Below are 25,774 nucleotides of genomic sequence, written 5' to 3'. Positions count from 1 at the left end.
GGTCAGTTCCTCGTGACTTGGCCGTCTTGCGTGACGCGGCAGGCCGCGACGATGTCGTCATCCAGCGGCACGTTGAACGTGCCCTCCTTGGTGATGACGAGCTTCAGGAAATCGAGCACGTTGCGCGCGTACAGCGCCGACGCATCGGCCGCGACCAGCGCCGGCAGGTTGGTCTCGCCGACGATGACGACGCCATGCTTGGTGACCGTCTTGCCGGCCTCCGTCAGCGGGCAGTTGCCGCCGGCAGGGGCCGCGATGTCGACGATGACCGAGCCGGGCTTCATGCTCTTCACCATGTCCTCGGTGACCAGCACCGGCGCCGCGCGGCCCGGGATCAGCGCCGTCGTGACAACGATGTCGGCCGCCGCTACGCGCTTGGCAACCTCGGCCTTCTGCCGGTCCAGCCAGCTCTGTGGCATCGGGCGCGCGTAGCCGCCCACGCCCTCGGCCGCTTCCTTCTCCTCGGCAGTCTCGTAGGGCACGTCGATGAACTTGCCGCCCAGGGACTCAACCTGCTCCTTCACCGAGGGCCGCACGTCGCTGGCCTCGATGACGGCGCCCAGCCGCTTGGCCGTCGCGATGGCCTGCAGGCCCGCCACACCCACGCCGAGGATGACGACGCGCGCCGCCTTCACGGTGCCGGCGGCCGTCATCAGCATCGGGAAAAAGCGCTGGTAGCGGTCCGCCGCGATCATGACGGCCTTGTAGCCGGCGATGTTGGCTTGGCTGGACAGCACGTCCATGCTCTGCGCGCGCGTCGTGCGCGGCGCGGCTTCGAGGGCGAAGCTCGTCAGCCCGGCGCCAGCCATGGCCGTGAGGCCGTCGCGGTCGAAGGGATTGAGCATGCCGACGAGGGCCGTGCCGGGCTTCATCAGCGGCAGCTCGTCGGCGCCGGGCGCGCGCACCTTCAGCACCAGCTCGCTGCCTAGGGCTGCGGCCTGGTCGACGATTTCGCAGCCCACGGCCTCGTAGGCGGCGTCGGTCACGCTGGCGCTGATGCCAGCGCCCGATTCAATGCGCAGCGTGTGGCCGGCAGCCTTCAACTTCTTGGCCGTCTCTGGCGTCACAGCCACACGGGTCTCTCCGGCCGCGCGTTCGCGCGGTACGCCGATCTGCATGGGGTCTCCTCCGAGGAACGGGGTCGCGGCAGCTTACACAATGCCCGTGCCCGCCCACTGCGGGAATTCGCGAGGAGGTTTCATGACTGCCACAGCCCGGTTTCGTCCCAGCGTCACTGTCGCCGCCGTGATTGCCCGCGCCGGCCGCTATCTGCTGGTCGAGGAAGAGACCCCCGAGGGCCTGAGGCTGAACAACCCGGCGGGCCATCTGGAGCTGGGCGAAACGCCGATAGCGGCCGTCGTGCGCGAGGCGCTGGAGGAGACGGCGCGGGCCTTCAGCCCCGAGGCTTTCCTGGGCGTCTACCTGGCCCGCTTCGTGCGGCCGGCTCGATTAGAGGATGTCACCTATGTGCGGCTGGCCTTCTGCGGCTCGGTTGGTGAGGAGATTGCCGGGCGCACGCTGGACGAAGGCATACGCCGCACACTGTGGCTGAGCCTGGACGAGATCCGAGCCAGCCAGGAGCGCCACCGCAGCCCGCTGGTGTTGCGCTGCATCGAGGATCACGCTGCAGGCCGCCGGCTGCCTTTGGACAGCGTGGACGCCGACACATCGCTGGGCGAGCCGCGGCAGCTGGGCTAGCGTCACAATCTTTCGCCCTCCCCGCCACACGATGCCCCACACGCCTTCCCGCTTTCACCGCCAGCGCGTGGCCGCCTGCCTGGCGCTGCTGGGCCATGTCGTGGGAGCGCCTGCCCAGCCGCAGCCGCTGCAGGTCGCGAGCTGGGACCGCAGCACCAACCCGCTGATCGGCGTCAGCGAAGCGGTGCTGACGCGCCTGTACGCCGACATCGGCCAGCCCATGCAGTTCATCGACCTGCCGGCCCGCCGCGCGGGCCTGATGCTGGCCAGCGGCGAGGTGGATGCCAACACGCACCGGGCGCGTGACTATCTGGACGCCAACCCGGGCGTTGTCGCCGTGCCCACGCCGCTGGGCCAGGCGGTGCTGCGCGCCTACACGCGCGACCCGGCTCTCAGGCTTTCGGGCTGGGCCGACCTGCCGCGCTGGCGTGTCGCCCACCTGCGCGGCATCGTGCGTGTCGAACAGCTGATGCCTGCCGGCGTGCAACGCGTCGAGGCCGGCAGCCTGCGCGAGCTGTGGCGGCTGCTGGCCAGCGAGGCGGCCGACGTGGCCATCCTCAGCGAACTGGCCGGCAGCCCCGCCCAGAGGCCCGTCGGCATCTCGGGCCTGCAGCGCCTGGACATCGTGCTGGACGAGCACCCCGTTCACCACGTGCTGGCCGGCCGCCACGCGGCGCTGGCCCTGAAGCTCAACGCCGCTTTGCTGCGCCTGCAGGCCAGCGGCGAGCTCGAGGCCCTGCGCCAGTCCACGCTGCAGGCCCTGCTCAAGCGCCAGGGCGGCGGCTGAAAATGCCGGCATGACGCAGCCCCCTGATTTCATCGAGGTCTACGACCAGACCCTGAGCCCCGAAGCCTGCCGCGCGCTGATCGAGCGCTTCCAGGCCAGCCACCGCCTGCAGCGCGGCGAGACCGGCAGCGGCGTCGACGTGACGATGAAGGACAGCTGGGACATCGCCATCAGCCGCCACCCCGAGTGGGCCGATGCCTGCGAGCAGCTCAACAACGCCGTCATCGCCGGCTTCAGGCACTACCTGCGCCGCTATGCGCATCTGGCGCTGGCGCCGCTGAAGCTGCAGATGCAAAAGCCCGACGGCAGCATGACGCTGCTGGATGCAGACGGTGTTGCCGCGCTGAACGACGACCTGCTGATGGGCCTGGTCGCCAAGGTCTTCCGCCCCGGTGCCATCAATCTGCAGCGCTACACGGCCGACCAGGGCGGCTACCCCTACTGGCATTGCGAGCAATACCCCAAGCTCGACCAGGGTGAAGCCTTGCACCGCGCGGTGCTGTGGACGATCTACCTGAACGACGACTTTGCCGAAGGCGAGACCGAGTTCCTGTACCAGGGCCGCAAGATTGCGCCGCGCACCGGCAGCCTCTTGATCGCGCCAGGTGGCTTCACGCACACCCACCGCGGCAACCGGCCCAAGGGCGGCGACAAGTTCATCGCCACCTCCTGGGTGCTCTACCAGCGCGCGGAAAGCCTGTTCGGCCCGGGTTGAAGGGGCGTTTGGGACAATCGGCCCCATGAGCTCCGCCAAGAAACATCGAGTCGTCGTCGGCCTGTCCGGCGGCGTGGACTCGGCCGTGACCGCCCACCTGCTGAAGCAACAGGGCCATGAGGTCATCGGCATCTTCATGAAGAACTGGGAAGACGATGACGACGACGAGTACTGCTCGACGCGGCAGGACTTCCTGGACGCCGCCTCCGTGGCCGACGTGCTGGGCATCGAGATCGAGCACGTCAACTTCGCCGCCGAGTACAAGGACCGTGTCTTCGAGAGCTTCCTGCGCGAGTACCAGGCCGGCCGCACGCCCAACCCGGACGTGCTGTGCAATGCCGAGATCAAGTTCAAGGCTTTTCTCGACCATGCGATGCGGCTGGGCGCCGAGAAGATCGCCACGGGGCATTACGCGCGAGTTCGTGAGCTTGATGGCGAGTTCCAGCTGCTCAAAGGCCAGGACCCGCTGAAGGATCAGAGCTACTTTCTGCACCGCCTCAGCCAGGCGCAGCTGAGCAAGACGATGTTCCCGGTGGGTGACCTGCCCAAGACCGAGGTGCGCCGCATCGCCGCCGAGATCGCGCTGCCGAATGCGAAGAAGAAGGACTCGACCGGCATCTGCTTCATCGGGGAGCGGCCGTTCCGGGAGTTCCTGAACAAATACCTGTCCCACCAACCCGGCCCGATCAAGGACGAGCGCGGCCGCAAGCTGGGCGAGCACGTGGGCCTGTCCTTCTACACGCTGGGCCAGCGCCAGGGCCTGGGCATCGGCGGCGTGAAGGACAAGGGCGCCCCACGCGGAGGTGGTGAGCACGAACCCTGGTTCGTTGCCGCCAAGGACATTCCGAGCAACACCCTCATCGCTGTGCAAGGCCACGACCACCCGCTGCTGCAGAGCCCGGCCCTCGTCGCCGACGACCTGAGCTGGATCGCCGGCCGTTCGCCTGCCACCCGCACCGCCGCAGCCAAGACACGCTACCGCCAGGCCGATGCGGCCTGCAACGTCAGCTTCGACGCAGCCGACCACCTGACGCTGCGCTTCACCGACCCGCAATGGGCCGTCACGCCGGGGCAGAGCGCGGTGGTCTACGACGGTGACGTGTGCCTGGGTGGCGGCGTGATCGCTGCGGCTCTCACTGAATGACGAAGTTCGACCGCCTGCTCGCCCGCCTCGCCGAACCCGGCGTCGTGCTGCGGCTGGCAGCCCTGGTCGTCTGCGCGATGGAGCTCGTCAGTGCCGGGGCGGCGTTGCTGGGCGCCCGCACCGAACCCTACGACGGCCTGGTCGCCTGGGTCTGGCGCGCGGGCGGCGGTGGCGCGAACGACCGCGGCCTGCTGCTGCTGTGTGTGGGCCTGCTGCTGGCCTTCGTCGCGCTGATGTGGCGCCTGGCCAGCCAGGGCGGCAGCGTCGTCACCGTGAACCGCCGCCTGGCCTGGCTGCTGCTCGTGGACCTGCTGGCCTTCGGCGTGACGCCAGGCCTCCCTTTCCTCGTCACGGCGCTCGCTGCCGTGCTGCTGCCGGCGCGGCTGGCGCTGGGCTTCGGCTTCGCGCAGGTGCTGCTGAACACGGGCATCTACGCCGTCCCTCAGGCTGCGGCCTGGCTGGATCAGTTCGGCCTGCTGTCCTCCATGCTGGCCCTGCACGGCCTGGCCTTTGGCCTGGGCCGCATGGCTGCCGCCGAGGGCGAGAAGCGCCGCTGGCTGCAGGCGGTGCTGGCCGAACAGATGTCCGGCGAGCATCTGCTGGCCGAGCAGATGCGCTACAGCGAGCGCATGCAGATCGCCCGCGAACTGCACGACCTGATGGGCCACCACCTGACCGCGCTGAACCTGCAGCTGCAGCTGGGCGGCGCGCTGCTGGCCCGCGAGGATGCCGGCGGCGCCGGCCAGGCGATGGGCCGGGCCGAGAGCGTGGCGGCGCAGTTGCTGGCGGACGTGCGCGAGGCCGTCTCGCAGCAGCGCAGTTCGCAGCGCATCGATCTGTCCGCTGCACTGCGGGCGCTGGCCGAAGGCATTGCCAGCATGCGCATCGAGCTGATGCTGGACGACGCCGCGCGTGACCTGGGGCCCCGTGCGGCCCACGCGCTGCTGCGCTGCGTGCAGGAGGGCGTGACCAACAGCGTGCGCCACGCCGGCGCGCGTCGCGTTCAGGTTGAACTGCGCGGCGAGGGTGATGAGATCGCCGTCAGCATCGACGATGATGGGCGAGGCGCGCCGAACTGGCACGAAGGCCGTGCTGGCAATGGCCTCTCGGGCATGGCAGAGCGCATGACCGAACTGGGCGGGCAGATGCGCGTGACGCGCACGAGCCCTGGATTTCGAATCGAGCTGAGATGTCCGCGATGGGTGTGATCAAGATCCTGCTGGTCGAGGACCAGCAACTGGTGCGTGAAGGCCTCAAGGGCCTGCTCGCGCTGCAGGGCGACGTGCAGGTCGTCGGCGAGGCCAGCGATGGCGCCGAGGCGCTGGAGTGGCTGTCCGCCGCCGCGGCCGACGATATGCCCGACGTCATCCTCTCCGACATGCGCATGCCGCGCCTGGACGGCATCGGCCTGATCCGCGCGCTGGCCGCGCGTGCGCTGCGCCTGCCGGTCATCCTGCTGACCACCTTCGACGACACCGCCGCCTTCGACGAGGCCGTGCGCGCCGGTGCCCGCGGCTTCCTGCTCAAGGCCATCAGCCCCGAGACGCTGGCCCAGGCGCTGCGCGACGTGCACGCCGGCGGCACGGCGCTGCGGCCGTCCCTCACCACGCGCATGGAAGCCAAGGGCGGCGAACGCGCCTTCACGGCGGCCGACCATCCCGATCCATTGAGCCCCAAGGAGCTGCAGGTGCTGCGCCTGGTGGCCAGCGGCCGCAGCAACACCGAGATCGCCGGCCTGCTGGGCAACAGCGAAGGCGTCATCAAGAACCATTGCTCGGCCATCTTTTCCAAGATGGGCGTGCGCGACCGCACGCAGGCGGTGCTCAGGGCGATTGATCTGGGCTGGATCTAGGCTGCCGAGCGGGCGCCGAGGCCGGGGCTGCAACATGCAGCACCCAGTAGCGCTGGAAGCGCCCCGGCCCGTTCACGCAAGCCAGGCCGAACTCCTGGAAGTCGGCCAGCATCAGGTTCTCACAGTGAGCCGGGCTCGCCAGCCACTGGGCCAGGGCCTCATCCAGGGTCTCGGGGCCACCGGCCAGGTTCTCGCCCGACAGGCGCATCGCATAGCCCACGTCGCGCAACCGTGCGCGTAGGGACGCGCCGGCCGAGGCCACGTGATCGACGCGGTCGCGCGCGGCAAGCTCCTGTGCGTAACGACGCGCCGAAGCCGCCAGCAGCGAGTTGAAGCGCAGCGCGGGTGCGGCCGGCCAGAGGCTCTCCCCGCACTGCTGGGCCTGGGCACGCAAGGCGTTCAGTGCCACCCGCGCTGCGTCGCTCGCAGGCTGGCAGTCGGGTTGGGCCAGAGCCACCGGTGCGAACAGCAGCAGGGACAGGCAGGCACGCATACCGGCATCCTAGTTGCCAAGCCGCGGTGGCGGCCGCAACATGGCCCACCATGAAACCACTTCAACATCTGCTGACGGCCCTGCTGGCCGCCTCTGCGCTGGCCAGCTGCGCCCAGACACCGGCCGAGCCGGAGTCGCAACGGCTGGCCCGCGAGCTGCGCACGCTGATCGGGCCGGCCGCCTGCACGACCGACAGCCAATGCCGCAGCCTGCCGGTGGGCGCCAAGGCCTGCGGCGGGCCAGCCGGGTATTGGGCCTGGTCCACCGAGGGCACGGACGCCAAGCGCCTGGCAGAGCTGGCCAAGCGCCAGTCTGAAGCGCACAAGCGCGAGATCGAGGCCAGCGGCATGCTCTCCAACTGCGCGATGGTGGCCGACCCGGGCGCGGCCTGCGTGGCGCGCCGCTGCGAGATCGCCAGCACGGCGGGCGCCTCGGCCCGCTGACGACGGCCAAACCCAACGAAAAAGGCCGCATAACTTTCGGCATGCGGCCATCGTGCTGAGACCGGGCGGCCGGAGCCGCCCTTTCATCGACGCTTACTGTGCAGCGACGGTGGTGGCCTTGGACTTGACGGACGTCGGGTTGGGCTCGTTGAGCACCGGCACGCTGCCGTCGGTCGAGATGCGCAGCGTCGTGGTGGCCTGCGTGGTACCGCCGGCATCCTGGAACTGCACACCGCCAACGTAGCGCTTGCCAGTGGCAAGGCCAGACCAGCTCAGGCCGACCGTGGACGAACCGCCCGCGTAGACCGTAGAAGGCACCAGGGCGTTCAGGCCAGCACCGTCACCGGTCTTGACGATCCAGCTCGACAGCGAGTGGGTCATCGCGGCGGCGCCGTCATAGGCCTGCACGCAAGCCTTGTAGTTGCCGGCTGCCGGGGCAACCAGTTGCACCTGCTCTTGCGAGGTCGAACCACCCGACGAGCCCAGCACGGTGTTGGCCGGACCGACGACAACGAGGTCGTGGTCGCTGGCAACCGGCAGCACGTCGGCATTGCGCAGAGCCCAGCGGGCGACGATGGTGCCGGCCGGCACGGCGAAGCTGTAGACCTTCACAGCAGCCGTGTCGGTACCAGCCTGGCAGGCAGCAACGAGGTCGGCGTTCTGATCGGACGTCAGAACCACCGGTGCACCCATCGTCACGTCCTTCATGCCACCCTTGGTCACGCCCATCTTGCCGGCGAAGCCGGTGCGGACCGTGAACAGCTTGCTGCCGGACGTCTTGGTGTCGGTGAACTCGGTCGGTGCCGAGATCGGCTTGCCGATCTTGGCCTGCACCGGGGCGCGGACGCTGTGCGTGCCATCGCTCCAGACCAGTTGGCCGTAGTTCCAGACGCCATCGGCGGCCGTCGTCGCGGTCAGCTTGACCGTGAAGGAGCCGGTCGCACCCGGGGCCAGGGTCAACGACGACGGCGTCACGACGGTCGTGAAGCCGGGCACGCTGGCGGTGGCCGTGTAGGTGGCGCTGGCGGCACCGACGTTGGTCACCGTACGCGGCACCGTAGCGCTGCCGAGCACGTTGCCGACGGTGATGCTGGCCAGGTTCAGCTCGTAGGAGTCATTCAGCGTGCCGATGGTCGTGCAGTCGCTGGCCGGCGAGACCGCTGCGCGGTTCACCTTGCACTGGTACTTGACCCAGTCGTTCTTGCCAGCGTTGTAGACCAGGCCAGGGTCCGTGGCCTTGTTCGGGTCGATGTGGCCGGCACCTTGCGACCAGGGCAGCAGGCCGTTGGACAGACCAGCAAGGCCGTCGTTCAGCGTGCTGTAGGCGGTCGTCATCAGCGCCGACTTGATCGCGGCGGGGCCCCAGGTCGGGTGAGCCTGCTTCAGCAGCAGTGCGATGCCAGCCACGTGCGGGCTGGACATCGACGTGCCCTGGTAGGAAGCCCAGGCCGGTCCCGGCACCAGCGTGCCTGCGGCGACGGCGTCGCGGTCGACTTGGCTCAGAGCCGGGGTCACCTGAGCGATGACGTCAACGCCAGGGGCGGTGAGGTCAGGCTTCAGGATGTTGCTGTCACCCTGGTTGGGGCCACGCGACGAGAAGTTGGCCATGATCGGCGCCGCGGTGGTGCCGATGTAGAACTGGCTGATGCTGGAGGTCGCGCCGGCCGTCTGGGCGTAGGCCTTGATGGCCGTGCCGTCGGCGGTCGTGACGTGAACTGTCGGCACCGAGTGGGCTTCGGCAACCAGGCCGCTGCCGTTGTCCATCATGATCATGCCAACGCCACCGGCGTTCAGCACAGCCAAGCTCTTGTCGACACGGGCGTTGTTGCCGCGCGTGCAGATCACGATCTTGCCGGCCACCTTGGCGGGGTCCAGTTCGAGCGGGTTGCTGAAGCACAGGTTCAGGTTGGCGCTGGCGCCGGCGATACCGGCGTCTTCCGCGCGGATCAGCGAGGCCGAGGCCAGGGCCGTCTGGTTCACCGAGGCGCCGGTGTACTTGGCGGCATTGCCCAGCGTCGCGTCGGCCGAGAAGGCGCGATCGTGCGTGGAGGCAGCGATCGTCGACAGCCACGGGCTGATGTGGGCGACGGCCGTACCCGGGCCGCTGTTGCCAGCGGAGGCGGCGACGAACACACCGGCCAGGGCGGCACGGTAGAAGGCCTGCTCGACGGGGTCGTTGACCGAAGTCTGCGAGCCGCTGATCGAGTAGTTGATGACGTTGACGCCGTCAGCCACGGCCGCATCGATGGCGGCGACCGAGTCGGAGTTGAAGCAGCTGTTCTGGCTGCCAGTGCCGTCGGTCGCGGCGGCGTTCACATACGTGTAGCAGACCTTGTAGGACGCAACGCGAGCACGCGGCGCCATGCCGGAAGCCTGGCCCAGCACGATGCCGTTCACGATGGCGCCGACATTGGAGTTGCCAGCCGCCGTCGAGGCGGTGTGGTCGCCGTGGCCGCCGTGGCCGGTGGCACCACCCAGGTCATCCCGGCCAGACGCGAAGGAGGTCCAGTGCGGGGTGTTGCCGGAAGCGATGAAGCCAGCGTTGAAGTGCTTGATGGCGACCAGCTTGTTGTTGCAATGCTTGGCCGGGTCGATGCCAGGGCCGGCCATGCAGCTACCGGTGAAGGTGGCGGGCTTGGGACCGAAAACCTGGGTGTCGGCCGGGTTGTTGCTCGGCACGCCATTGGCGTCAACGCGGTCGAAGAAGGCGGGGTTCTCGGGCCAGATGCCCAGGTCGACCACACCGATCACCATGTTCTCGCCCTTGTTGGCGAAGCCACCCACGGTCTGCGACCACAGGCCGCCCGGCGCCGTCAGGCCCAGGAACTTGCTGGTGGAGATGGTGTCGAGTTGACGGGCTTCGTCTTCCCAGATGCCGGCGACCTGGCTGTTGCCAACCAGTTGGCGGGCCTGGTCTTCGGTCAGGCTGAGCGCCATGCCGTTGAAGACGTTGGTGTAGCGGGCCAGCACGGGTGCGTTGCCGATGGCTGCAGCGACGGTGGCCTGGCTTTGCTCCAGGTAGGCCGTGTAGGCCAGCACTTCGGGGCGGGCGTAGCGGAAGGACTCACCGGCGGCGGGCGCGGTGGCATCCAGGCCAGCGACGGTGCCCTTGTAGGTGACGGCCGGCTCATCCTTGAGTTGGACGATGTAGGTCTTGCGGGCCTGGGCGTGTGCGCCGGCGGCCAGTGTGGACAGCAGCACCAGGGTGGCCAGAGCTGCGGGCTTGAGTTTCATCATGTTGGGTTCCTTTGCGTTTGGACGTGTCGACGGCTTAGGCGTCGCGACGACGGCGCGAATAGGCGAGCAGGCCAACCACGCCCAGGCCCATCAGGCCGAAGGTAGCGGGCTCGGGAACCGCGGTGACGTTGAGATCGTCCAGTGCGAACTGGGCCTTGTCATTGCCGTTGGCCAGGCAAGAGCCGGAAGCATCGCAAGCGTAGGCGCGGATGCGGATGAAGTCGGCTTGGGCGGCCTGCAGCGCGGCGTTGCCGGTCAGGGTCGCGAAGCTCAGCACGCCACCAGTGAGGCCGGCGATGTTGAAGTTCTGGGTTGCCAGCACGGTGCCGGCGTTGTTGTAGGCGGACACCTGCAGGAGGGCGGCCACGGCAGGAATCGTGTCGCCGGAGGCGCCGATAAACGAAGCCTTGACGCTCGAGAACTTGACCTTGTCACCGGTCATGGAACCGACGTAGAAGTAGCCGTCGTTCAGCATCGCCATGAAATGCGAGCTGTTGTTGGTCGGGCAGGTGATGCCGACGCAGGTGCCTGCCAGATCGGTGCCGTCGATCAACGCGCCGACGATGTCGGTGTCAACCGCGCCAGCCTTGGCCGACAGGGTGTCGATCCAGAAGTTGCCTTGGTAGAACTCGTTGTTGTGGGTGAACAGCGGCGCGAACGGCGCGAACGGCGAGTTGATCGGCTCCTCGAAATCGATGACGGCGGCCTGGGCAATGCCCAGACTCAAGAGGGTGACCGCGGCCAGCGCGGACTTTTTCCAGAAATGCTTCATGTGTGGGACCCCAATCGAAAACCAATGATGTTGGTGTTGCGCACCTTGATACGGTGGAGGCCAGGGGCCGGGCTGTACCCGAACACCGACCAGCAAGCCGCTTGCCGGCCAACTCCGTGAAGGAATGGACAGGGATCCGATTCTTCTGACGGGGGGCTAAGGGGGGCATCCCGACTTGCCCTTCCCGCGCTTGAGGGGGTCACGGGTATTCCCTGACCGACAAGCATCGCGAAGGGTTTTTCTTTCTAGTAAGACAGACCGTTAGCGGGGCACGGATGCAGGTGCGCTGGCACCCGGCGCGGCGACCGCGGGTTTCTGGCGCCCCTCAAGCGGAGGGGCAACGAACAACCAGTCGCTGGCCTTGCGCAACACCGTGCCGTCCGGCGCCTGCTCGCGCAGCAACGCGTGGGCGGAGCGGCTGCGCACTGCACCGAAGCGCGACTTGTCGGCATCCTGGGGCACGAGCTCCCAGTCCGCCTCGCCGGTGAAGGGGTCGACATAGCGCTGGCGCAGGTGATGCCGCACCGCAGCGCCGCGGCGGTCCTCGAGCAGATCGTCCAGGCTGCGCGGCAGCTCGGGCAGCGCCGTCACGCCTGCCTTCTGGTAACGCGTGATCGCGTCGGCAATCGCCTCGCCGCGGAACTGCAGCTCACGCTCGCGTTCACGCTGCGCCGCCGTGCTCCAGGCCTGGCCTAGGCCGGCCAGCGCGGCGGCCGTCACCGCGACGAGGAAAAGAACGGCCAAGTAGCTGTAGCCGCGCTGGCCCCCAGGAGTCTGCGCGGCAGAGAGCCTAGCCATCACCAATCAGCGTAAAGCCGCCCATCGGCGCTGCGCCCGGCGGCGCCGCTGCGCACGTCCCAGACGCGGCCGGTGGCCTGCATGTCGGCCGGCGGCGGCAATTCGACCCAACTCTCGCGGCTGGCTGTCAGCGGGTCCTCCGGGATGTCGCGGATGTAGCGCGCCGCGGCCAGCTCCTGCAGCGAGTCCGGGTAGCGGCCCTTGTCGGCGGCGTACTGGTCGATCGCGTCGCGCATCGTCGTCAGCGACTGCAGCAGCGCCGTCTCCTTGCTCTTGTGCAGCGACGCGAAATAGCGCGGCGCGGCGATGGAGGCCAGCAGGGCCACGATGGCCATGACGACGATGAGCTCGATAAGCGTGAAGCCACGGTTGCGCCGCATCACCAGTCCTTCAGGCGCGAGCCGTCCAGCGCCTTGCGCTCGGAGCGCGAGAACACGTCGAACACGTCCTTGCCCGCACGCGGGCCGTCGGGCGGGCTGTCGTAGGCGCGCAGGCCCCAGCTCTCCGCGGCACGCAGCTCCGGCGGCGCGAAGGGGTCGCGCGGCAGGCGGCGCAGGAAATAGAGCTTGCGGCCATTGGGCGACTTCGCATCGGCCACGCCGTCCACCAACTGCTCCAGCTTCTGCGGGTAGCCGCTGTCCTCCGGGCTTTGCGCGACGCTCCCGGCCTCGACGGCATGTTTGTAGGCGTCCAGGGCCTCGCGCAGCGTGCGCAGCGACTGCCGCAGCTCATGCTCACGGCTGCGCTGCACCGACAGCTCCAGCAGCGGCCGCGCCGCGGACGCCAGCACGCCCAGCATGGCCAGCACGACCAGCATCTCGATCAGCGTGAAGCCCCGGGTGCGCATGGCCTCGATCTACTTCGCCGCCTCGACGGCCAGCAGCCCCGTGCCATCCACCCGCACCGGTGCCGACTCGCCGTTCAGGCCCGAGGCGGACAGGCTGCTCAAGTTGATGTTGAGCACCTGGCCCGCGGCCGCCGGCAAGGCGCGCAGCGCAACGACGCGCTCGCCCCGCGGCGGCAGCTCGATGGGATAGCGGCCCGGTGCCGCGCCCGGCATCGGCTGCGCCGGCGCCAGCTTGGCCGGGTCATATTCCAGCTCGCCCTTGATCTGCAGGCCGCTGTCGTTCTTCAGCGCGACCGACACTGTGCCGCCGGCCGGCACCTGGGGCGTCACGTCCAGCTTCAGCGCGGCCTCGGCGGGTGCCGCAGCGGGCTGGGCCGCAGCCGCAGCAGGGGCCATCGGGGTCACCGTGCCGCTGCTCGGCGCCACACCCACCCTGGCCTCGCGCCGCAGCAGGCTGCTGAACGCGCCGGGGCTGCCGTCCGTGCCGCTGGCCAGGCGCGTCAGCGACGCATCCGGCACGGCCAGGTTGCGCACGACACGTGGCGTGATCAGCAGCACCACCTCGGTCTTGTTGCGCGTGTCGGTCTGCGTGCCGAACAGGCGGCCCAGCACCGGGATGCGCGACAGGCCCGGGATGCCGGCGCCGCTCTTGCGGTCCTCGTCATTGATGAGGCCGGCCAGCACCTGCGTTTCGCCATCGGCCAGGCGCAGCACGGTGGAGGTCTTGCGCGTGCCGATCTCGTAGGCTGTCGTGCCACCCGGGCCGGAGACCTGGCGGATCAGGTTGCTGACCTCCAGGCCGATCTTGATGACGACGTCGTTGTCGAGCTGGATGGTCGGCTCGACATCGAGCTTCAAGCCGACGTCCAGATAGTTCACCGATGCGGCGACTGAGGTCTGGCCGGTGAAGTTGGTGGTGGTGGTGAAGACGGGCAGCCTCTGGCCGATATGAACATTGGCCTTGTCGCGGCTGCGCACGCGGATCTTGGGGTTGGCCAGGATGTTGGAGTTGCCCGCCGTGCCGCGCAGCGTGGCAATGACGCTCGGGTTGGCAATGCTGGCGCGGAAGTTGATGGGGTTCCTGCCGCCGATGAAGACGCGCGACGGGACCGCGCCCGACGCATCGCTGATACCGAGCTGCACTTCCTCGGGCCACTGCAGACCCAGCGTGTCGACCTGGTCGGTGGCCAGCTCCATCACCTCGACCTCCAACATCACCTCGGGCTCGGGCAGGTCGACCGATGCGATCAGCTTCTCCACCAGGCGCAGCACCTCCGGCGTGTCGCGCACGACGAGCAGGTTCAGGCGCTCGTCGATGTGGATGTCGCGCACCTTGGCAATCGTGCGCACCAGCGCCTGCACCTGCTTCACGTCGGCGTTGGTGAGGTACAGCGTGCGGGTGATCAGCTCCTGGTGCTCGCGTTGCTTGGCGGCCGTGTTCGGGAAGATCAGCACCGAGGTCTCGTTGAGCAGCTTGCGGTCGAGCTGCTGGGTGTTGAGGATGACGCGCATGGCCTCGTCCATCGTCACGTTGCGCAGGAAAATCGTCACGCGTGCATCGGCGCGCACGTCCTTGTCGAAGACGAAGTTCACGCCGCTGGAACGCGCCAGCGCCTCGAACACCTGGCGCAGCGGCGCCTCGCGGAATTCCAGCGTGACCGGCTTCTGGAAGGCCGGACCCAGCTCGCCGACCGCCGACTCCAGCGGCCGCGACTGCGCGACCTGGCTGGCCAGCAGGCGGGCGCCGGGGTGCTGGGGCGACTCGGCCAGGATCTCGCGCGCCACGGCGTCGGCGCGCTCGATGCGGCCTTCCTTCAGCGCGGCGCGGCCGCTGGCGAGCTGCGCATCCTGGCGGCGGCTGCGTTCAACCTCGGCCGTCAGCGCGGCCAGGCGCGGGTGCCTGGCGTCGGCCAAGGCCAGCTGGCTCAGCAGCGCCGCGGCCTCGTCCCAGCGGCCGGCGCCGCGCAGCGCCTCGATCTGCAGGATGAGCCGGGCCGTGGCCTGCTCGCGAGCGCGCACCTGGGCGGCGCGCAGCTGCGGGTCGCTCGGGTCCTTGGCGCGGGCGTCATCCAGCACGCGCAGCGCGACCGGCCACTGGTTGCTGCGGCCGAGGTCTTCGGCCTCGCGCAGCGCCGGGTTGGCGCAGGCCACGAGCAGCACGACGCTGAAGAGAATGAGGAGCTGCTTCATGGGATGGGCCTGAAGACGATGTTCTGGGGGAGCTGGCCGGGCAGCCAGGTCAGGCGCACGCCGCTGTCGGACACCTGCTCGACGCGCCACTGGCCGTCGATGACGTCGCCGCGCTTGGCACTCAAGGCCTTGTTCGGGCCGGTCAGCAGCGCAACCTCGACGGCTTTGCTGCCCTCGCCTTCGACAACGCGGCCGATCATCTGGTAGGGCAGCGGCGGTGCGACGGGCGGCGGCGGTGGCCCGGCCACAGCGGGTGGCGGCGCAGGGGGCGGTGGCGGGGGAGGCGGTGGTTGCCAGGCCGCGAGCTGGGCGGCGGGCGCCTCGGCCCAAGGCTGACGGGTTCCGTCCACCGGCGCGGGCGCGGCGGGCGTGGATGAAGCGACGGCAGCCGGGCGGCGAGCCGGCGCGGCGACCGTGGTGGCTGCCTCGTCGTCGGGGCGTGTAGCGACCCAGGCAGTCGCCACCAGCGTCGCGACAAGGGCGCCGCCGAGCATGAGCTGACGTCGCTGAATCACGGCGCGGCCCTCCCGTGCAGCGACCACTGCAACTCAGCGTCCACATCGGCGCTCATCGGACTGACGCGGCGCAGCTTGATCGCGTCCAGGCTCAGCGCCGGGTCGTGCTCCAGCGCTGCGGCGATGAAGCGGCGCACCTGGGCGTAGCTGCCGGTCACCGGCATCGTCACGCGCAGCCTTTCCAGGCCCTCGCTGGTGGACAAACGGTGCTCGGTGCGGGCGCCGTTGAGGTCGAGGCGGATGCCAAGCTCCAGCAGGTCGGCCAGGCGCTGCTGACGGCCCGCGGAAGACGGCAAGGTGGCCTGCCATTGCTGCACGCTGATCGGCGCCGCCGTGGCTGCAGCGGCGGGCCGGGCCTTGGCACGCAACTCGCGGGCTTCGGCCTGCAGCTTGACGGCCTGGGCGTCCCAGCGCTGGCCCAGCACGACGGCGGCCACCGCGAGCAGCAGCGCGGCGAGGCCGGCGAAACCGGGCCATCCGAGGGCTTTGATGACGACAGCGGGCCGGTTCACGAGCCGCCTCCGTTCACCACGCGGGCATTGATCTCGAAGCGCTGGCCGGTCAGGCCCGTCTCGGCCGCCGAGAAGCGCGACAGCACGACCTGGCGCCAGCCCGGCGTGGTGCCGAGCTGCTCGGCCAGTTGCAGGGCCAGCAGCTTGTCGGGCGTCAGGCCTTCCAGGCGCAGCTCGCCGCGGCCGGCGCTGGCTTCCAGGCCAAGCCAGGCGATGGTCTTGGCGTCGGCGCCTGCGGTCTCGACACGGGTCAGCAGCGGCTCCCAGGGCATGGCCAGCAAGGCGCGGGCTTCGAGGGCGGCACGGTTCTCGGCAGGCTCGGTGCGGCTGCGTGCGGCGGGCTTGGGCGTTGCCGCAGGCCGCAGCGTGGCAACGCGGTCGCGCGCGGCCTGGGCGGCATCCAGCGTGCGGTGGCTGTCGACGGCGCTCCACGCGGCCGTGGCCAGCACCAGGGCGCCGGTCGCGGCCAGCGGCCAAGCCAGTGGCGACCGGCCCGAGCGCGGCAGGAAATCGGGCTGCGGCGTTGCGGGCCCGGGTTGGGGAATGAGTTCGTCGGCGGGCGTGCCGATGGCGAGTGGCGCGTCACTGCCGAGGTCGGCCAGGCTCTGCACGCGGCGCGATTGCAGGCCCGTCACCCGACCGCGGTCGAGCTGGATGACGACGGCAACGTCACCTTCATGCCAGACCGCGCGGCCGGAGCCGGCGCGGGTTGCGGCCGGCAGCGAAGCCAGCCACGCGCTCCAGGCGGGCCGCACAGCGGCGAGGCGCACGCGGGCGGCGTCGGCCTGGGCGCGCAGCGCGGCCAGGTCCAGGCCATGCAGAGCCGACGCACCGGCTGCCTCACCGAGCCGCCAAGGCGCGATGGCAAAGCGCTGCGCGGTGGCGCCAAAGTAGTGGGCGAACTGCTGCTGGGCATAGGCTTGCACGGCGTCCAGGTCGGCCAGCGGCAGGCCGGGCTCGGCGACCAATTCATGCAGCGCCTTGGCGCTGACGACCAGCTCGACCGCGGTGCCGGGCATGTCGCGACACCAGGCCGCGAACTCGTCCCCGCCGGGCGTGACGAAGAGCCGCCGCGGCTTGGCGAGCCGCGCGGAAAGTTGCTGGCGCAGGCGCTCACTCATCGAGGGTGACACGTTCCAGCTCCTCGAAAGTGGTGTCGCCGCGGCAGACGGCGGCCAGCGCCATCTCGCGCAGCGACTTCATGCCACGCGCCTTGGCGGCAGCCTTGATCTCGGACATCGGCGCACGCGCAGCAATCAGGTCGCGCAGGCCGTCGTCCAGCTTGAGCAGCTCAGCCACCGCGCGCCGGCCCTTGTAGCCGGTACCGCGGCAGTGGCCGCAGCCCTCACCCTTCAGGAAGTTGCCGTTGATGACACCGTGTCGGGCCAGGGTCACGGCGTCGGGCTCGAACGGCTGCGCGCAGTGCTTGCACGTCAAGCGCACGAGGCGCTGGGCCAGCACTGCGTTCAAGGCCGACACGACGTTGTAGAGGTCCAGCCCCATGTGCATGAAGCGGCCGATGACGTCGAAGGCGTTGTTCGCGTGGACGGTGCTGAACACCAGGTGGCCCGTCAGCGCGGCCTGCACGGCGATCTGTGCGGTCTCGGCATCGCGGATCTCGCCGACCATGACGCGGTCGGGGTCGTGGCGCAGGATGGAGCGCAGGCCTCGCGAGAAGGTCAGGCCCTTTTTTTCGTTGACGGGGATCTGCACGACGCCGCTGAGCTGGTACTCGACCGGGTCTTCGATCGTGATGATCTTGTCGGCACCGGTGTGGATCTCGGCCAGCGTCGCGTACAGCGTGGTCGTCTTGCCGGAGCCGGTCGGGCCGGTCACCAGCAGCATGCCGTGGGGCTGGCGGGCCTGGTGGCGGATGGCGGCGCGCTCGTCGTCGCCGAAGCCCAGCGAGTCCAGCGTCAGCGAGCCGGCGCGAGCGATGGCCGCGCGGTCCAGGATACGGATGACGGCGTCCTCGCCGAACACGCTGGGCATCACACTCAAGCGGAAGTCGATCTCGCGGCCCTGCACGCGCAGCTTGAAGCGGCCGTCCTGCGGCAGGCGGCGCTCACCGATGTCGAGTTCGGCCATCACCTTCAGGCGCGACACCAGCTGCTCGGCCACCTGCGGGCTCTCCACCTGGCGCACGACGGCCATCACGCCGTCGACACGGAAGCGGATCGCCGCGCCGCGTGCCGTGCATTCGATGTGGATGTCGGAGGCGGTGTCTTGCAACGCGTCGTAGATCGTCGCGTTGAGCAGGCGCACGACGGGGCTGGCCTGTTCGGACATCGCGAGAGCGGACAGCTCCTCGGTATGGTCCTCGACAGCGGTCAGTGCGTCCTCGACGTCGGACAGCGCGCGGAAGTCGGCCTCGCCGGCGCCGAGGAAGTGCGTCACGGCCTCGGCCGACGCACGCTGCCAGCCCACCGGCGCGTTCAGCCGCGACTCGACGCTTTGCAGCAGCATCGCGTCCTCATCGCGCTCGGCAAGCAGCACGCGCTTGTTGTCGGCACCCACGGCCAGCACGGCGCGCCAGCGCTGGGCCTGGGCTTGGGGCCATTGCTCGAAGTCGAGGTGCCAAGGGCCTTGCTCGGCCGGCAGCCAGTCCGCCAGGGAGGTCGTCATTGCACCTGCTCCACCAGCTGGAAGATCGGCAAGTACATCAGCACGATGATCCCGCCGATCAAGACACCCATGATCAGCATCAGCGCCGGGTTCACCAGGCGCGACAGCAGGTCGGTCAGCCGCGCCGCCTCTTCGTCGTGGAAGGCGGCAGCGCGCTCCAACATGGCCGCCACCTCGCCGCTGCGCTCACCCACGCGCAGCATGCGGCGCGCCACCGGCGTTGCGAGATCTTGTGAATCGAAGGCAGCCGACAAGCGCTCGCCGCGCTCGATCTGCGCGGCCGCGGCCTGCACGGCGGCGCGCCAGGGTGCGGCCACCACGTCGACAACGATGCGCAGCGCCGCCAGTGCTGGCACACCCGAGGCCAGCAGCATGGCCAGCGACCGGTAAAGCCGCGCCAGCGCCAGCACGCGCAGCCGCGGGCCCAGGCCGGGCAACGTCCACAGCGCCGCCTGTGCGCGCTGGCGCACCACCGGTTGGCGCAGCAGCGTGAAGATCGCAAAGCCCACGGCCACGATGCCGCCGATGACCAGGCCCGGATGCGCACCGGCCGTCTGGCCAAACTCGATCAGCACGCGCGAGGCCCAGGGCAGGTCGCCACTGGTCTGCTCCAGGATGCCGGCAAAGCGCGGCAGCACGTACAGCAGCAGGAAGAGGATGACGAGCGAGCCGACGCCCAGCAGCATCAGCGGATAGACCAGCGCCGCCACCAGCCGCGAGCGCAATGCGTCGACCCAGCCGAGGTAGCGCGCGTGCTGGGCCAGCGCGGTGGACAACTGGCCGGTGCGCTCGTTGGCCGCGACGATGGCGCAGATCAGCTCATCAAACGCCTGCGGTTGCTGGCGCAGCGCGACAGACAGCGGCTGGCCCTGCTCGATCTGACCGATGACGGCGTCCAGCGCGGCGCGCACGCCGGGCTGGCCTTCCTTTTCGCGCAGCGTGTTCAGCGCCTCGAGCAGCGCGATGCCGGCATCCAGCAGCACGGCGAGTTCCTGGCTGAAGAGCTGCAGCGGGAATCGGGCGTTGCGACGCCAGGGCTTCTTGCTCTCGACCGCCGCAACCTCGCGGACCTCCAACACGTGCTGGGGCGGCACGCCCAAAACCGCGGCCACGGCGGCGCGGTCGGGGGCCTCTACTCGTTCTGCGCTGACGGCGCCCGCGCGCAGCACGCGGGTTTGGAATTGAGGCACGGTCAGGGTCACCAGGAGGTGAGGTCGGCGTCCTCACCCTCGCCACCGGGGCGCCCGTCCTTGCCCAGGCTCAGCAGGTCGTATTCGCCATGTTCGCCAGGGCTGCGGTATTGGTATTCATTGCCCCAGGGATCCTTGGGCACCGCCTTGGAGAGATACGGCCCGGCCCACTTGGGCTCGTCGGCCGGCTTGGTGACGAGCACCGCCAGGCCCTGCTCGGTGCTGGGATAGCGGCCGACGTCCAGGCGGTACTGGTCCAGCGATTTGGTCAGCGCGTCGATCTGGGCCCGGGTCGCCTTGACCTCGCTCTTGCCGATCTGGCCGAAGAACTTCGGCCCGACGTAACCGGCCAGCAGGCCGATGATGATCATGACGACCAGCAGTTCAAGCAGGGTGAAGCCGCGCGGGCGAGCAAAGAAAGGGCGGGACATGGTCGGGCAGGGTACAGCGGGAGGGCGACTGTTCAACGGCAGGCGCCGCTGGGCAATCGGGATTTGACCGACCCGCATTCTCAGGGTCGGATGTGAACGGGTCTCAGGACGACTGGGCCAGCGTACAGGTATTGGCGGCGTTGTCCGGGCAGGGGCCTTGCCAGCGGATGCGCGTGGCCGCAGACGGCGGCAGCGGCGCGCGGCCGTCGAGAAGCTGGCCGCGCACGCCTGTAAAGCTGGCCAGCGTCGTCCAGGTCGAGCCCTGCAGGTATTGCAGGCTGTAGCGGCTGTTCGGGCGCAGGCTGCGCGTCTTGATCTGGTACTCGCCGGCCACGATGGCGAAGCTGGGCGCGTCGCGGAAGGGCTGGGCCAGCGGTTCGCCGACGAACAGGCCCTGCCCCGGCCACTGCACGGCCTTCCAGTAGGCCTCGATAGCCGTCGCGCCACGCCAGTACTGGTCGATGAGCACGGAGGCGCGCGAGAACTTCTGCTGCAGATTGCAGGGCTCCTCGACGGTGCCATAGCTGGCGGTGGCGCCGGCATCCAGCCAGGCGGTGATGGGCATCTGGCCGTTGCCGGCGGGCAGCACGCCGCCGCTGGAGGTCAGCGTGTCGGCCAGCGCGCCCGGGCGGAACTGCAGCGTCGACAGATTGCCGACGCTGGCCAGGCCCGTCAGATAGAAGAGCACGCCGCTCTTACCGGACAGCGAATTGGCGCTGGCCGGGCCGGCGCTGTTGTCGACGTAGTTCAGCGCCAGCGCGCCGCTCCAGGCCGAGGGCAGCCCGACGAAATCGTTCGAGCGCGCGCTGCGGTCGGTATCGGTCGTGCGCACCAGCCAACCCTCGCCGGCCGGGCGGCTGGCGTCGGCGGCAACACCACGGTTGATCAAGGCCTGGGCCGCCGCCAGCGTGCGCGCCCCCAGCAGCATGGACGGGCGCATCTGCAGTTCGCCCTGGGGCCGGCGCGCCTCGCTGTCGTAAAGCGGCGACGCAGCGGTGTTGGCGCACAGGTCAGTCGACGGGCTGGGGTTGCAGTAGCGGGCGTCGAAGCCAAAGGCCATCGCGCTCGTGATGCCCATGCTGCAGGTGCCAAAAACGCGGCTGGGCGCGGCCCAGGTCAGCAGGGTGGCCTGGGCGCCGGCCGGCAATTTGGCGTCGATGTCGGCTTTAAGCAACGCAAAGTCGGCGGCCGAGATCACGTCGAGGGCGGTGTTCACCCGTACGCGGACGAGGTTGGCGGCCGGCACGCCACGCGCCGCCAGGTAGGCCGCGCTCACCGCTTCGCTGAGGGCATCGCCCTCGGCCACGACGACCGCCAGATCGGCCGGCGCCAGGCCAGTGGCGGGCAGGGTCAACGTCAACGTCTGCCCTATGCCACCACCCCCGTCATCGCCTCCACCACTGCTGCCGCCTCCACCGCCCCCGCAGGCGTTCAGCAGGGTCAGCAACAGGGTCAGCAGCACAGGGAAGAAGCGGCGCATGAGCTGGATTCTCACAGCCCCGACGGCCCGCGGAATGCACTCATTTGGGGCGCAAACGCACCTTTCGTAGCCAGCGAACCCGGGCTTACCCCAGTTTCATGCACCGTGGCGGGGCAATACATTCTCGGCACTCGACGCGGTTCCGGACTCCGGTTCAGGACCGCCGGGCGGGTTGTGAGGAGACAAGACAAGCGACAAGCGCACAAGGTTGCTTCGTAACCCCGAAGACAATCACACCGGCCACCAAGGCACCCCTTGGTGGCCGTTTTCTTTTGGCCCCTCGTCCAGTCTCGCCCCGCTGAACGCGGGCGTGCCTAGCCGGTCCCCCGAGGGGACGGCGATTGACCTGGCATCGAGCCCGGTCAACATCGCCTGACGGGCCGGCTTGGGAGCGGCCCGGCGCTCGGCCCGATGAAGGCACGGCGGCCGCGTCGCACGTTCTGATAGAACCAAAGACATGCTCGATCTCGCTATCGTCGCCTTCGCCTCCCTGCTCGCAGGTTTCATCGACGCCGTGGCCGGCGGCGGCGGCCTTGTCCTCACGCCAGCCCTGTTCAGCACCTTCCCGAACGCGCCGCCAGCCACGCTGATGGGCTCGAACAAGGCCGCGGCTATCTGGGGCACGGGCTGGGCGACGGTGCAGTACGTGAAACGCGTCTCCCTGCCCTGGCGCCGCCTGATGCCCGCCGCCGTGCTGGCCGGCCTGGGCAGCTTCACCGGCGCCTGGGTGCTGACCCTCGTCAGCCCCGACGGCCTGCGCAAGGCGCTGCCACTGGTGCTGCTGGCGGTGTTCCTCTACACGCTGGCCAAGAAAGACCTCGGCCGCGAGCACCGCCCGCGCTTCACCGGCCGGGCCGAGGCCCTGGTGGCCGGCGGCATCGCGCTGACGGTGGGTTTCTACGACGGCTTCTTCGGCCCCGGCACCGGTAGCTTCTTCGTCTTCCTGTTCGTGCGACTGCTGGGTTACGACTTCCTGCACGCGTCGGCCACGGCCAAGCTGATGAACCTGCTGACCAATGCGTTCGCGATCGTGCTCTTCGTCAGCAAGGGCCACATCTGGTGGCACGTCGCCGGGGTGATGGCCGTCACCAACGTCATCGGCAGCCTGGCCGGCACGCGGCTGGCGCTCAAGCATGGCGCCGGCTTCGTGCGTGGCGTCTTCATCACGGTCGTCGGCGCTCTCATCCTCAAAACAGCCTGGGACGCCTTCTTCCGCTGATCTACCATCAAGCATTCCCCAGCGCCCCACATTCACCATGCCCGTCGATCCTCAACTGCGTAATCTGGACATCGAGATCCCGACCCAGCCCGAGGTCCTGGTCAAGCTCTCGCTGCTGATGGCAGCCGAGGACATCGACCTGCAGGCCATGTCCTCCCTGGTCGAGACCGACATGGCCTTGGCGGCCGCCGTCATGAAGGCGGTCAACTCCTCGCTCTACGGCCTGCGCGGCCGGGTGCAGACCGTGCACCAGGCGCTCACCTACCTCGGCATGCGCGAGGTGGCAGCCATCACCTTCGAGATGGGCCTGCGCGCCGCCTTCCCGGCCGCGGCCGAGCTGGAACAGGTCTGGACGCGCGCCTCGCAGCGCGGCCTGCTGATGGGCCGCATGGGCCAGATGCTGGGCGTGGACCCCTGGGCCGCCCACTCGGCCGGCCTGTTCGAGGAATGCGGCAAGGCGGTGCTGTACCGCCACGCACCGACCCACTACCCGGCCATGCTGCGCGCGGCGCCGCGCGACGCCGAGCTCGTGGAGCTAGAGCGGACTGCCTTCGGCGTCAGCCATGACGCGCTGGGCGCGGCGCTGTGCGAGAGCTGGGGCCTGGCCCCTGCGGCGGTGGCCAGCGTGCGCCACCACGTCGACATCCAGGCCTCGCTGACCATGCCCGAGGCCCTCGCGCGCCGCAGCGTCGCGGCGATCTCGACGGTGGCCTGGGCGCTGCTGAGCCACCCCGATCAGCTCGACGACATCGCCAGCCAGATCGCGCCCCAGGCGCAGCTCGACGAGACGCTGGTGCTGCGCGCGGCGCGGCGCGTCAACGAGCAGCTGATGGCCGCCCAGGAACACGGGCGCTGAATCTCAAGCTGCGAGGCTGAGGCGATCCCGCCCGGCGTGCTTGGCGATGTACAGCGCCTCGTCGGCCGCCTGCAGCAGCGCCTGAGCGCTCAGGTACGGGTGAGCCGGGCTGACGGCCGCCAGGCCGACGCTCAGCGTCAAGCCGCCCTGCCCATCCGGCAGCCGCAGCGCGCGCAGATCGTCGCGCAGTGACTCCAGCACGCCCTGGGCCTCGGCCATGCCGAAGCCGGGCAGCAGCGCGACGAACTCCTCGCCGCCCAGCCGGGCGACGACATCGGTGTCGCGCTTGAAGCGGTCGTTGAGCAGCGACGCCACGCGCTGCAGCGCCGCGTCGCCAGCAGCCGTGCCGTGGGCGAGGTTGAACTGCTTGAACTGATCCAGATCCAGCACGGCCACGGCCATCAGGCCGCGCAGCCGCTGGGCACGCTTGAACTCGCGGCGCAGGGCCTCGTCGAAGGCGCGCTGGTTGGCGATGCCGGTCAGCGCATCGGTGCGCGCCAGGCTGGCCAGCTCGCGCTGGTTGGCCTCCAGCGCCGCATGGGCCTCCTGCAGCTGATGCCGCTGCTGAGCCAGCTCGCGGCGCAACTCGCGGGCGTCCTGGTCCTGCTGCCACAGCGAGCCACGGGCGCGTAGCATGGCGTGGCCGATGCGGTCCAGCTCGACGGTGAGGCCGGGCGTCGGCACCGCGGCCTCGGGTGTCAACGGCACGGGGGCCGATTCCATCGCCTCGCAGCCGGCCGCCAGCTGGCGCAGCGGCCGCAGCAGCAGGGCTTCGATGAGCATGAGCTGTGCAGCGCTGATCAGCAGCACCAGCCAGGCCGTGCGGGCCAGGCCCTCAGTCGGCGACTCGTAGCCGCCCAGGCTCCACTCGAAGACGGCGACGATCAGGGCCGTCAGCAGCGGCACCGCCAGCGTCAGCCGCAACCGCAGCGAACCCAGCCTGCGCGGGCTGACGTGGCTCAAGGGTTCGGCGAGGGAATCGGTGCTCATCGGAGAGGCGGACTGCTGAACAAATTGTCACGGCCACAGCGCGCCCTGTGCGGGCTGTTGTCTCGGGGTTTGTCAGGGGGCGCGACGCTCGGCTCAATAAGGCACTTGATCCGAGGGGTATTTCCAGAAGTCCTTGAGCAGGTAGTTCATCGGCAGGTTGAGCGCCGTGTTCTTGGGCGGGATGGGCTTCATGAACCAGCGCTCGTAGAGCGCGTGCGCCTCGCGGCTGCCGATGAGGCGCTTCATCTCTTCGTCGACGATGGCCTTGAGCTCGGCGTCGCCCTTGGGCAGCACGATGGACAGGGGCTCGATGGTCAGGAACTTGCCGACGACGCGGAACTTGGCCGCGTCGGGGCGGCCGGCAACGATGCCGTAGAGCAGCACGTCGTCCATGACAAAACCATCGGCCTGGCCGGCGGCCAGCATCTCCATGGCCTTGGCGTGGTCCGGCGCCTCGACGATATTGATCCGCAGCCCGCGCTCATTGTTGGCCTGGGTGATGGACTTCAGGGGGGTCGTGCCCTTGCTGGACACCAGCGTCTTGCCCTCCAGCTGCGCCAGTTCGGTGATGCCGCTGTCGGCTCTGACAAGGTAGCGCGCGCCGGTGATGTAGTGGGGCACCGTGAAGGCCACCTTCTCGCGGCGCTCGGCGTTGTTGGTCGTCGAGCCGCATTCCAGGTCGGCCTTGCCGTCGGCCACCATCTGGATGCGGTTGGCCGGCGTCACCAGCAGGAACTGCGGGTTCAGCGTGCCCATCTTGAGCTTCTTGCGCACCGCTTCGGCCACCTTCAGGCAGAGGTCCACGGCGTAGCCGACCGGGCGGCCGTCCGGCAGCAGATAGCTGAAGGGCACGGAGGACTCGCGGTGGGCGAGCACGATGCGACCGCTTGACTGGATGCGTTCCAGCGCCGGGCCGGCATGGGCAGCGGCAGCAAGACCCATGGCGAGGAGGAACGGCGGCAGGGTTTTCATGGCCGAGC

Annotated in this window: 26 protein-coding genes; 9 read left to right on the top strand and 17 right to left on the bottom strand. The window is 69.5% G+C overall.

The genetic code is table 11. The features are described 5' to 3' along the window. Positions 1–2: 2 nt before the first annotated feature. A complete protein-coding gene (locus tag AC07V5_RS05795) occupies positions 3–1,118 on the bottom strand; it encodes a Re/Si-specific NAD(P)(+) transhydrogenase subunit alpha (protein ID WP_495114671.1) in 1,116 nt (371 codons plus the stop codon). A gap of 82 nt (positions 1,119–1,200) precedes the next feature. On the opposite strand from AC07V5_RS05795, the gene AC07V5_RS05790 reads away from it, so the two are divergent. From AC07V5_RS05790 to AC07V5_RS05765, 6 genes are read left to right on the top strand one after another with little or no spacing between them, the layout of a single operon-like run. Next, complete coding sequence (locus AC07V5_RS05790) at positions 1,201–1,698, top strand: NUDIX hydrolase (protein WP_495114670.1); 498 nt, start codon at positions 1,201–1,203, stop codon at positions 1,696–1,698. 31 nt (positions 1,699–1,729) lie between these two features. Further along, positions 1,730–2,485, top strand: a complete 756-nt coding sequence (locus AC07V5_RS05785) for a hypothetical protein (protein WP_495114669.1) — start codon at positions 1,730–1,732, stop codon at positions 2,483–2,485. Positions 2,486–2,495: 10 nt separating this feature from the next. Continuing rightward, positions 2,496–3,200, top strand: coding sequence for a 2OG-Fe(II) oxygenase (locus AC07V5_RS05780; RefSeq protein WP_495114668.1), 705 nt, complete (start codon positions 2,496–2,498; stop codon positions 3,198–3,200). Between the two features lie 25 nt (positions 3,201–3,225). Next, positions 3,226–4,344 (top strand): tRNA 2-thiouridine(34) synthase MnmA, encoded by a 1,119-nt coding sequence (gene mnmA, locus AC07V5_RS05775; RefSeq protein WP_495114667.1) that lies wholly within the window; start codon positions 3,226–3,228, stop codon positions 4,342–4,344. Beyond that, a complete protein-coding gene (locus AC07V5_RS05770) occupies positions 4,341–5,552 on the top strand; it encodes a sensor histidine kinase (protein ID WP_495114666.1) in 1,212 nt (403 codons plus the stop codon). Before mnmA ends, AC07V5_RS05770 begins: the two co-directional genes overlap by 4 nt. After that, the gene (locus AC07V5_RS05765) at positions 5,543–6,196 is read left to right on the top strand and encodes a response regulator transcription factor (protein ID WP_495114665.1); all 654 of its coding nucleotides are present in this window, start codon (positions 5,543–5,545) and stop codon (positions 6,194–6,196) included. Before AC07V5_RS05770 ends, AC07V5_RS05765 begins: the two co-directional genes overlap by 10 nt. Here AC07V5_RS05765 and AC07V5_RS05760 read toward each other — a convergent pair. Beyond that, positions 6,168–6,689 carry a CAP domain-containing protein gene (locus AC07V5_RS05760; RefSeq protein WP_495114664.1) on the bottom strand — a complete coding sequence of 174 codons (522 nt, stop codon included), beginning with the start codon at positions 6,687–6,689 and terminating at the stop codon, positions 6,168–6,170. The genes AC07V5_RS05765 and AC07V5_RS05760 overlap by 29 nt on opposite strands. Before the next feature lie 50 nt (positions 6,690–6,739). Between AC07V5_RS05760 and AC07V5_RS05755 the strand changes: the two genes are divergently transcribed. Next, positions 6,740–7,132, top strand: a complete 393-nt coding sequence (locus AC07V5_RS05755; protein ID WP_495114663.1) for a hypothetical protein — start codon at positions 6,740–6,742, stop codon at positions 7,130–7,132. 93 nt (positions 7,133–7,225) lie between these two features. Here AC07V5_RS05755 and AC07V5_RS05750 read toward each other — a convergent pair whose 3' ends face one another. The 13 genes from AC07V5_RS05750 to AC07V5_RS05690 form a co-directional block, all read right to left on the bottom strand. Beyond that, entirely contained in the window at positions 7,226–10,369 is a 3,144-nt protein-coding gene (locus AC07V5_RS05750) for a S8 family serine peptidase (RefSeq protein ID WP_495114662.1), read from the bottom strand. Between the two features lie 34 nt (positions 10,370–10,403). Further along, the gene (locus AC07V5_RS05745) at positions 10,404–11,237 is read right to left on the bottom strand and encodes an NF038120 family PEP-CTERM protein (protein ID WP_495114661.1); all 834 of its coding nucleotides are present in this window, start codon (positions 11,235–11,237) and stop codon (positions 10,404–10,406) included. A gap of 165 nt (positions 11,238–11,402) precedes the next feature. Continuing rightward, the gene (locus tag AC07V5_RS05740; protein ID WP_495114660.1) at positions 11,403–11,939 is read right to left on the bottom strand and encodes a type II secretion system protein; all 537 of its coding nucleotides are present in this window, start codon (positions 11,937–11,939) and stop codon (positions 11,403–11,405) included. Beyond that, a complete protein-coding gene (locus AC07V5_RS05735) occupies positions 11,939–12,319 on the bottom strand; it encodes a type II secretion system protein (RefSeq protein ID WP_495114659.1) in 381 nt (126 codons plus the stop codon). The genes AC07V5_RS05740 and AC07V5_RS05735 overlap by 1 nt, the downstream gene beginning before the upstream one ends. Beyond that, the gene (locus AC07V5_RS05730; RefSeq protein WP_495114658.1) at positions 12,319–12,786 is read right to left on the bottom strand and encodes a prepilin-type N-terminal cleavage/methylation domain-containing protein; all 468 of its coding nucleotides are present in this window, start codon (positions 12,784–12,786) and stop codon (positions 12,319–12,321) included. The genes AC07V5_RS05735 and AC07V5_RS05730 overlap by 1 nt, the downstream gene beginning before the upstream one ends. Before the next feature lie 9 nt (positions 12,787–12,795). Further along, complete coding sequence (locus AC07V5_RS05725; RefSeq protein WP_495114657.1) at positions 12,796–14,976, bottom strand: secretin GspD/PilQ domain-containing protein; 2,181 nt, start codon at positions 14,974–14,976, stop codon at positions 12,796–12,798. Next, positions 14,973–15,491: a hypothetical protein gene (locus AC07V5_RS05720; protein ID WP_495114656.1), complete on the bottom strand. Its 519-nt coding sequence runs from the start codon at positions 15,489–15,491 to the stop codon at positions 14,973–14,975. Before AC07V5_RS05720 ends, AC07V5_RS05725 begins: the two co-directional genes overlap by 4 nt. Beyond that, positions 15,488–16,003 carry a hypothetical protein gene (locus tag AC07V5_RS05715; protein ID WP_495114655.1) on the bottom strand — a complete coding sequence of 172 codons (516 nt, stop codon included), beginning with the start codon at positions 16,001–16,003 and terminating at the stop codon, positions 15,488–15,490. Before AC07V5_RS05715 ends, AC07V5_RS05720 begins: the two co-directional genes overlap by 4 nt. Further along, positions 16,000–17,124, bottom strand: coding sequence for a hypothetical protein (locus AC07V5_RS05710; protein ID WP_495114654.1), 1,125 nt, complete (start codon positions 17,122–17,124; stop codon positions 16,000–16,002). The genes AC07V5_RS05715 and AC07V5_RS05710 overlap by 4 nt, the downstream gene beginning before the upstream one ends. Beyond that, the gene (locus AC07V5_RS05705) at positions 17,117–18,628 is read right to left on the bottom strand and encodes a GspE/PulE family protein (protein ID WP_495114653.1); all 1,512 of its coding nucleotides are present in this window, start codon (positions 18,626–18,628) and stop codon (positions 17,117–17,119) included. Before AC07V5_RS05705 ends, AC07V5_RS05710 begins: the two co-directional genes overlap by 8 nt. Beyond that, positions 18,625–19,818: a type II secretion system F family protein gene (locus AC07V5_RS05700; protein ID WP_495114652.1), complete on the bottom strand. Its 1,194-nt coding sequence runs from the start codon at positions 19,816–19,818 to the stop codon at positions 18,625–18,627. The genes AC07V5_RS05705 and AC07V5_RS05700 overlap by 4 nt, the downstream gene beginning before the upstream one ends. Before the next feature lie 8 nt (positions 19,819–19,826). Continuing rightward, a complete protein-coding gene (gene gspG, locus AC07V5_RS05695) occupies positions 19,827–20,249 on the bottom strand; it encodes a type II secretion system major pseudopilin GspG (protein ID WP_495114651.1) in 423 nt (140 codons plus the stop codon). 103 nt (positions 20,250–20,352) lie between these two features. Beyond that, positions 20,353–21,729, bottom strand: coding sequence for a TIGR03790 family protein (locus tag AC07V5_RS05690; RefSeq protein WP_495114650.1), 1,377 nt, complete (start codon positions 21,727–21,729; stop codon positions 20,353–20,355). A gap of 457 nt (positions 21,730–22,186) precedes the next feature. Here AC07V5_RS05690 and AC07V5_RS05685 point away from each other — a divergent pair, with 457 nt between their 5' ends. Further along, the gene (locus tag AC07V5_RS05685; protein ID WP_495114649.1) at positions 22,187–22,948 is read left to right on the top strand and encodes a TSUP family transporter; all 762 of its coding nucleotides are present in this window, start codon (positions 22,187–22,189) and stop codon (positions 22,946–22,948) included. A 37-nt stretch (positions 22,949–22,985) separates the two neighbouring features. Next, the gene (locus AC07V5_RS05680) at positions 22,986–23,804 is read left to right on the top strand and encodes an HDOD domain-containing protein (protein WP_495114648.1); all 819 of its coding nucleotides are present in this window, start codon (positions 22,986–22,988) and stop codon (positions 23,802–23,804) included. A gap of 3 nt (positions 23,805–23,807) precedes the next feature. Here AC07V5_RS05680 and AC07V5_RS05675 read toward each other — a convergent pair whose 3' ends face one another. Then, positions 23,808–24,794 (bottom strand): GGDEF domain-containing protein, encoded by a 987-nt coding sequence (locus AC07V5_RS05675; RefSeq protein ID WP_495114647.1) that lies wholly within the window; start codon positions 24,792–24,794, stop codon positions 23,808–23,810. Between the two features lie 93 nt (positions 24,795–24,887). Then, a complete protein-coding gene (locus tag AC07V5_RS05670) occupies positions 24,888–25,766 on the bottom strand; it encodes an amino acid ABC transporter substrate-binding protein (RefSeq protein ID WP_495114646.1) in 879 nt (292 codons plus the stop codon). Between the last annotated feature and the right edge of the window lie 8 nt (positions 25,767–25,774).

Source organism: Roseateles sp. GW821-FHT02E12 (assembly GCF_059421665.1).
This window is presented reverse-complemented; position numbering and strand designations above follow the sequence as displayed.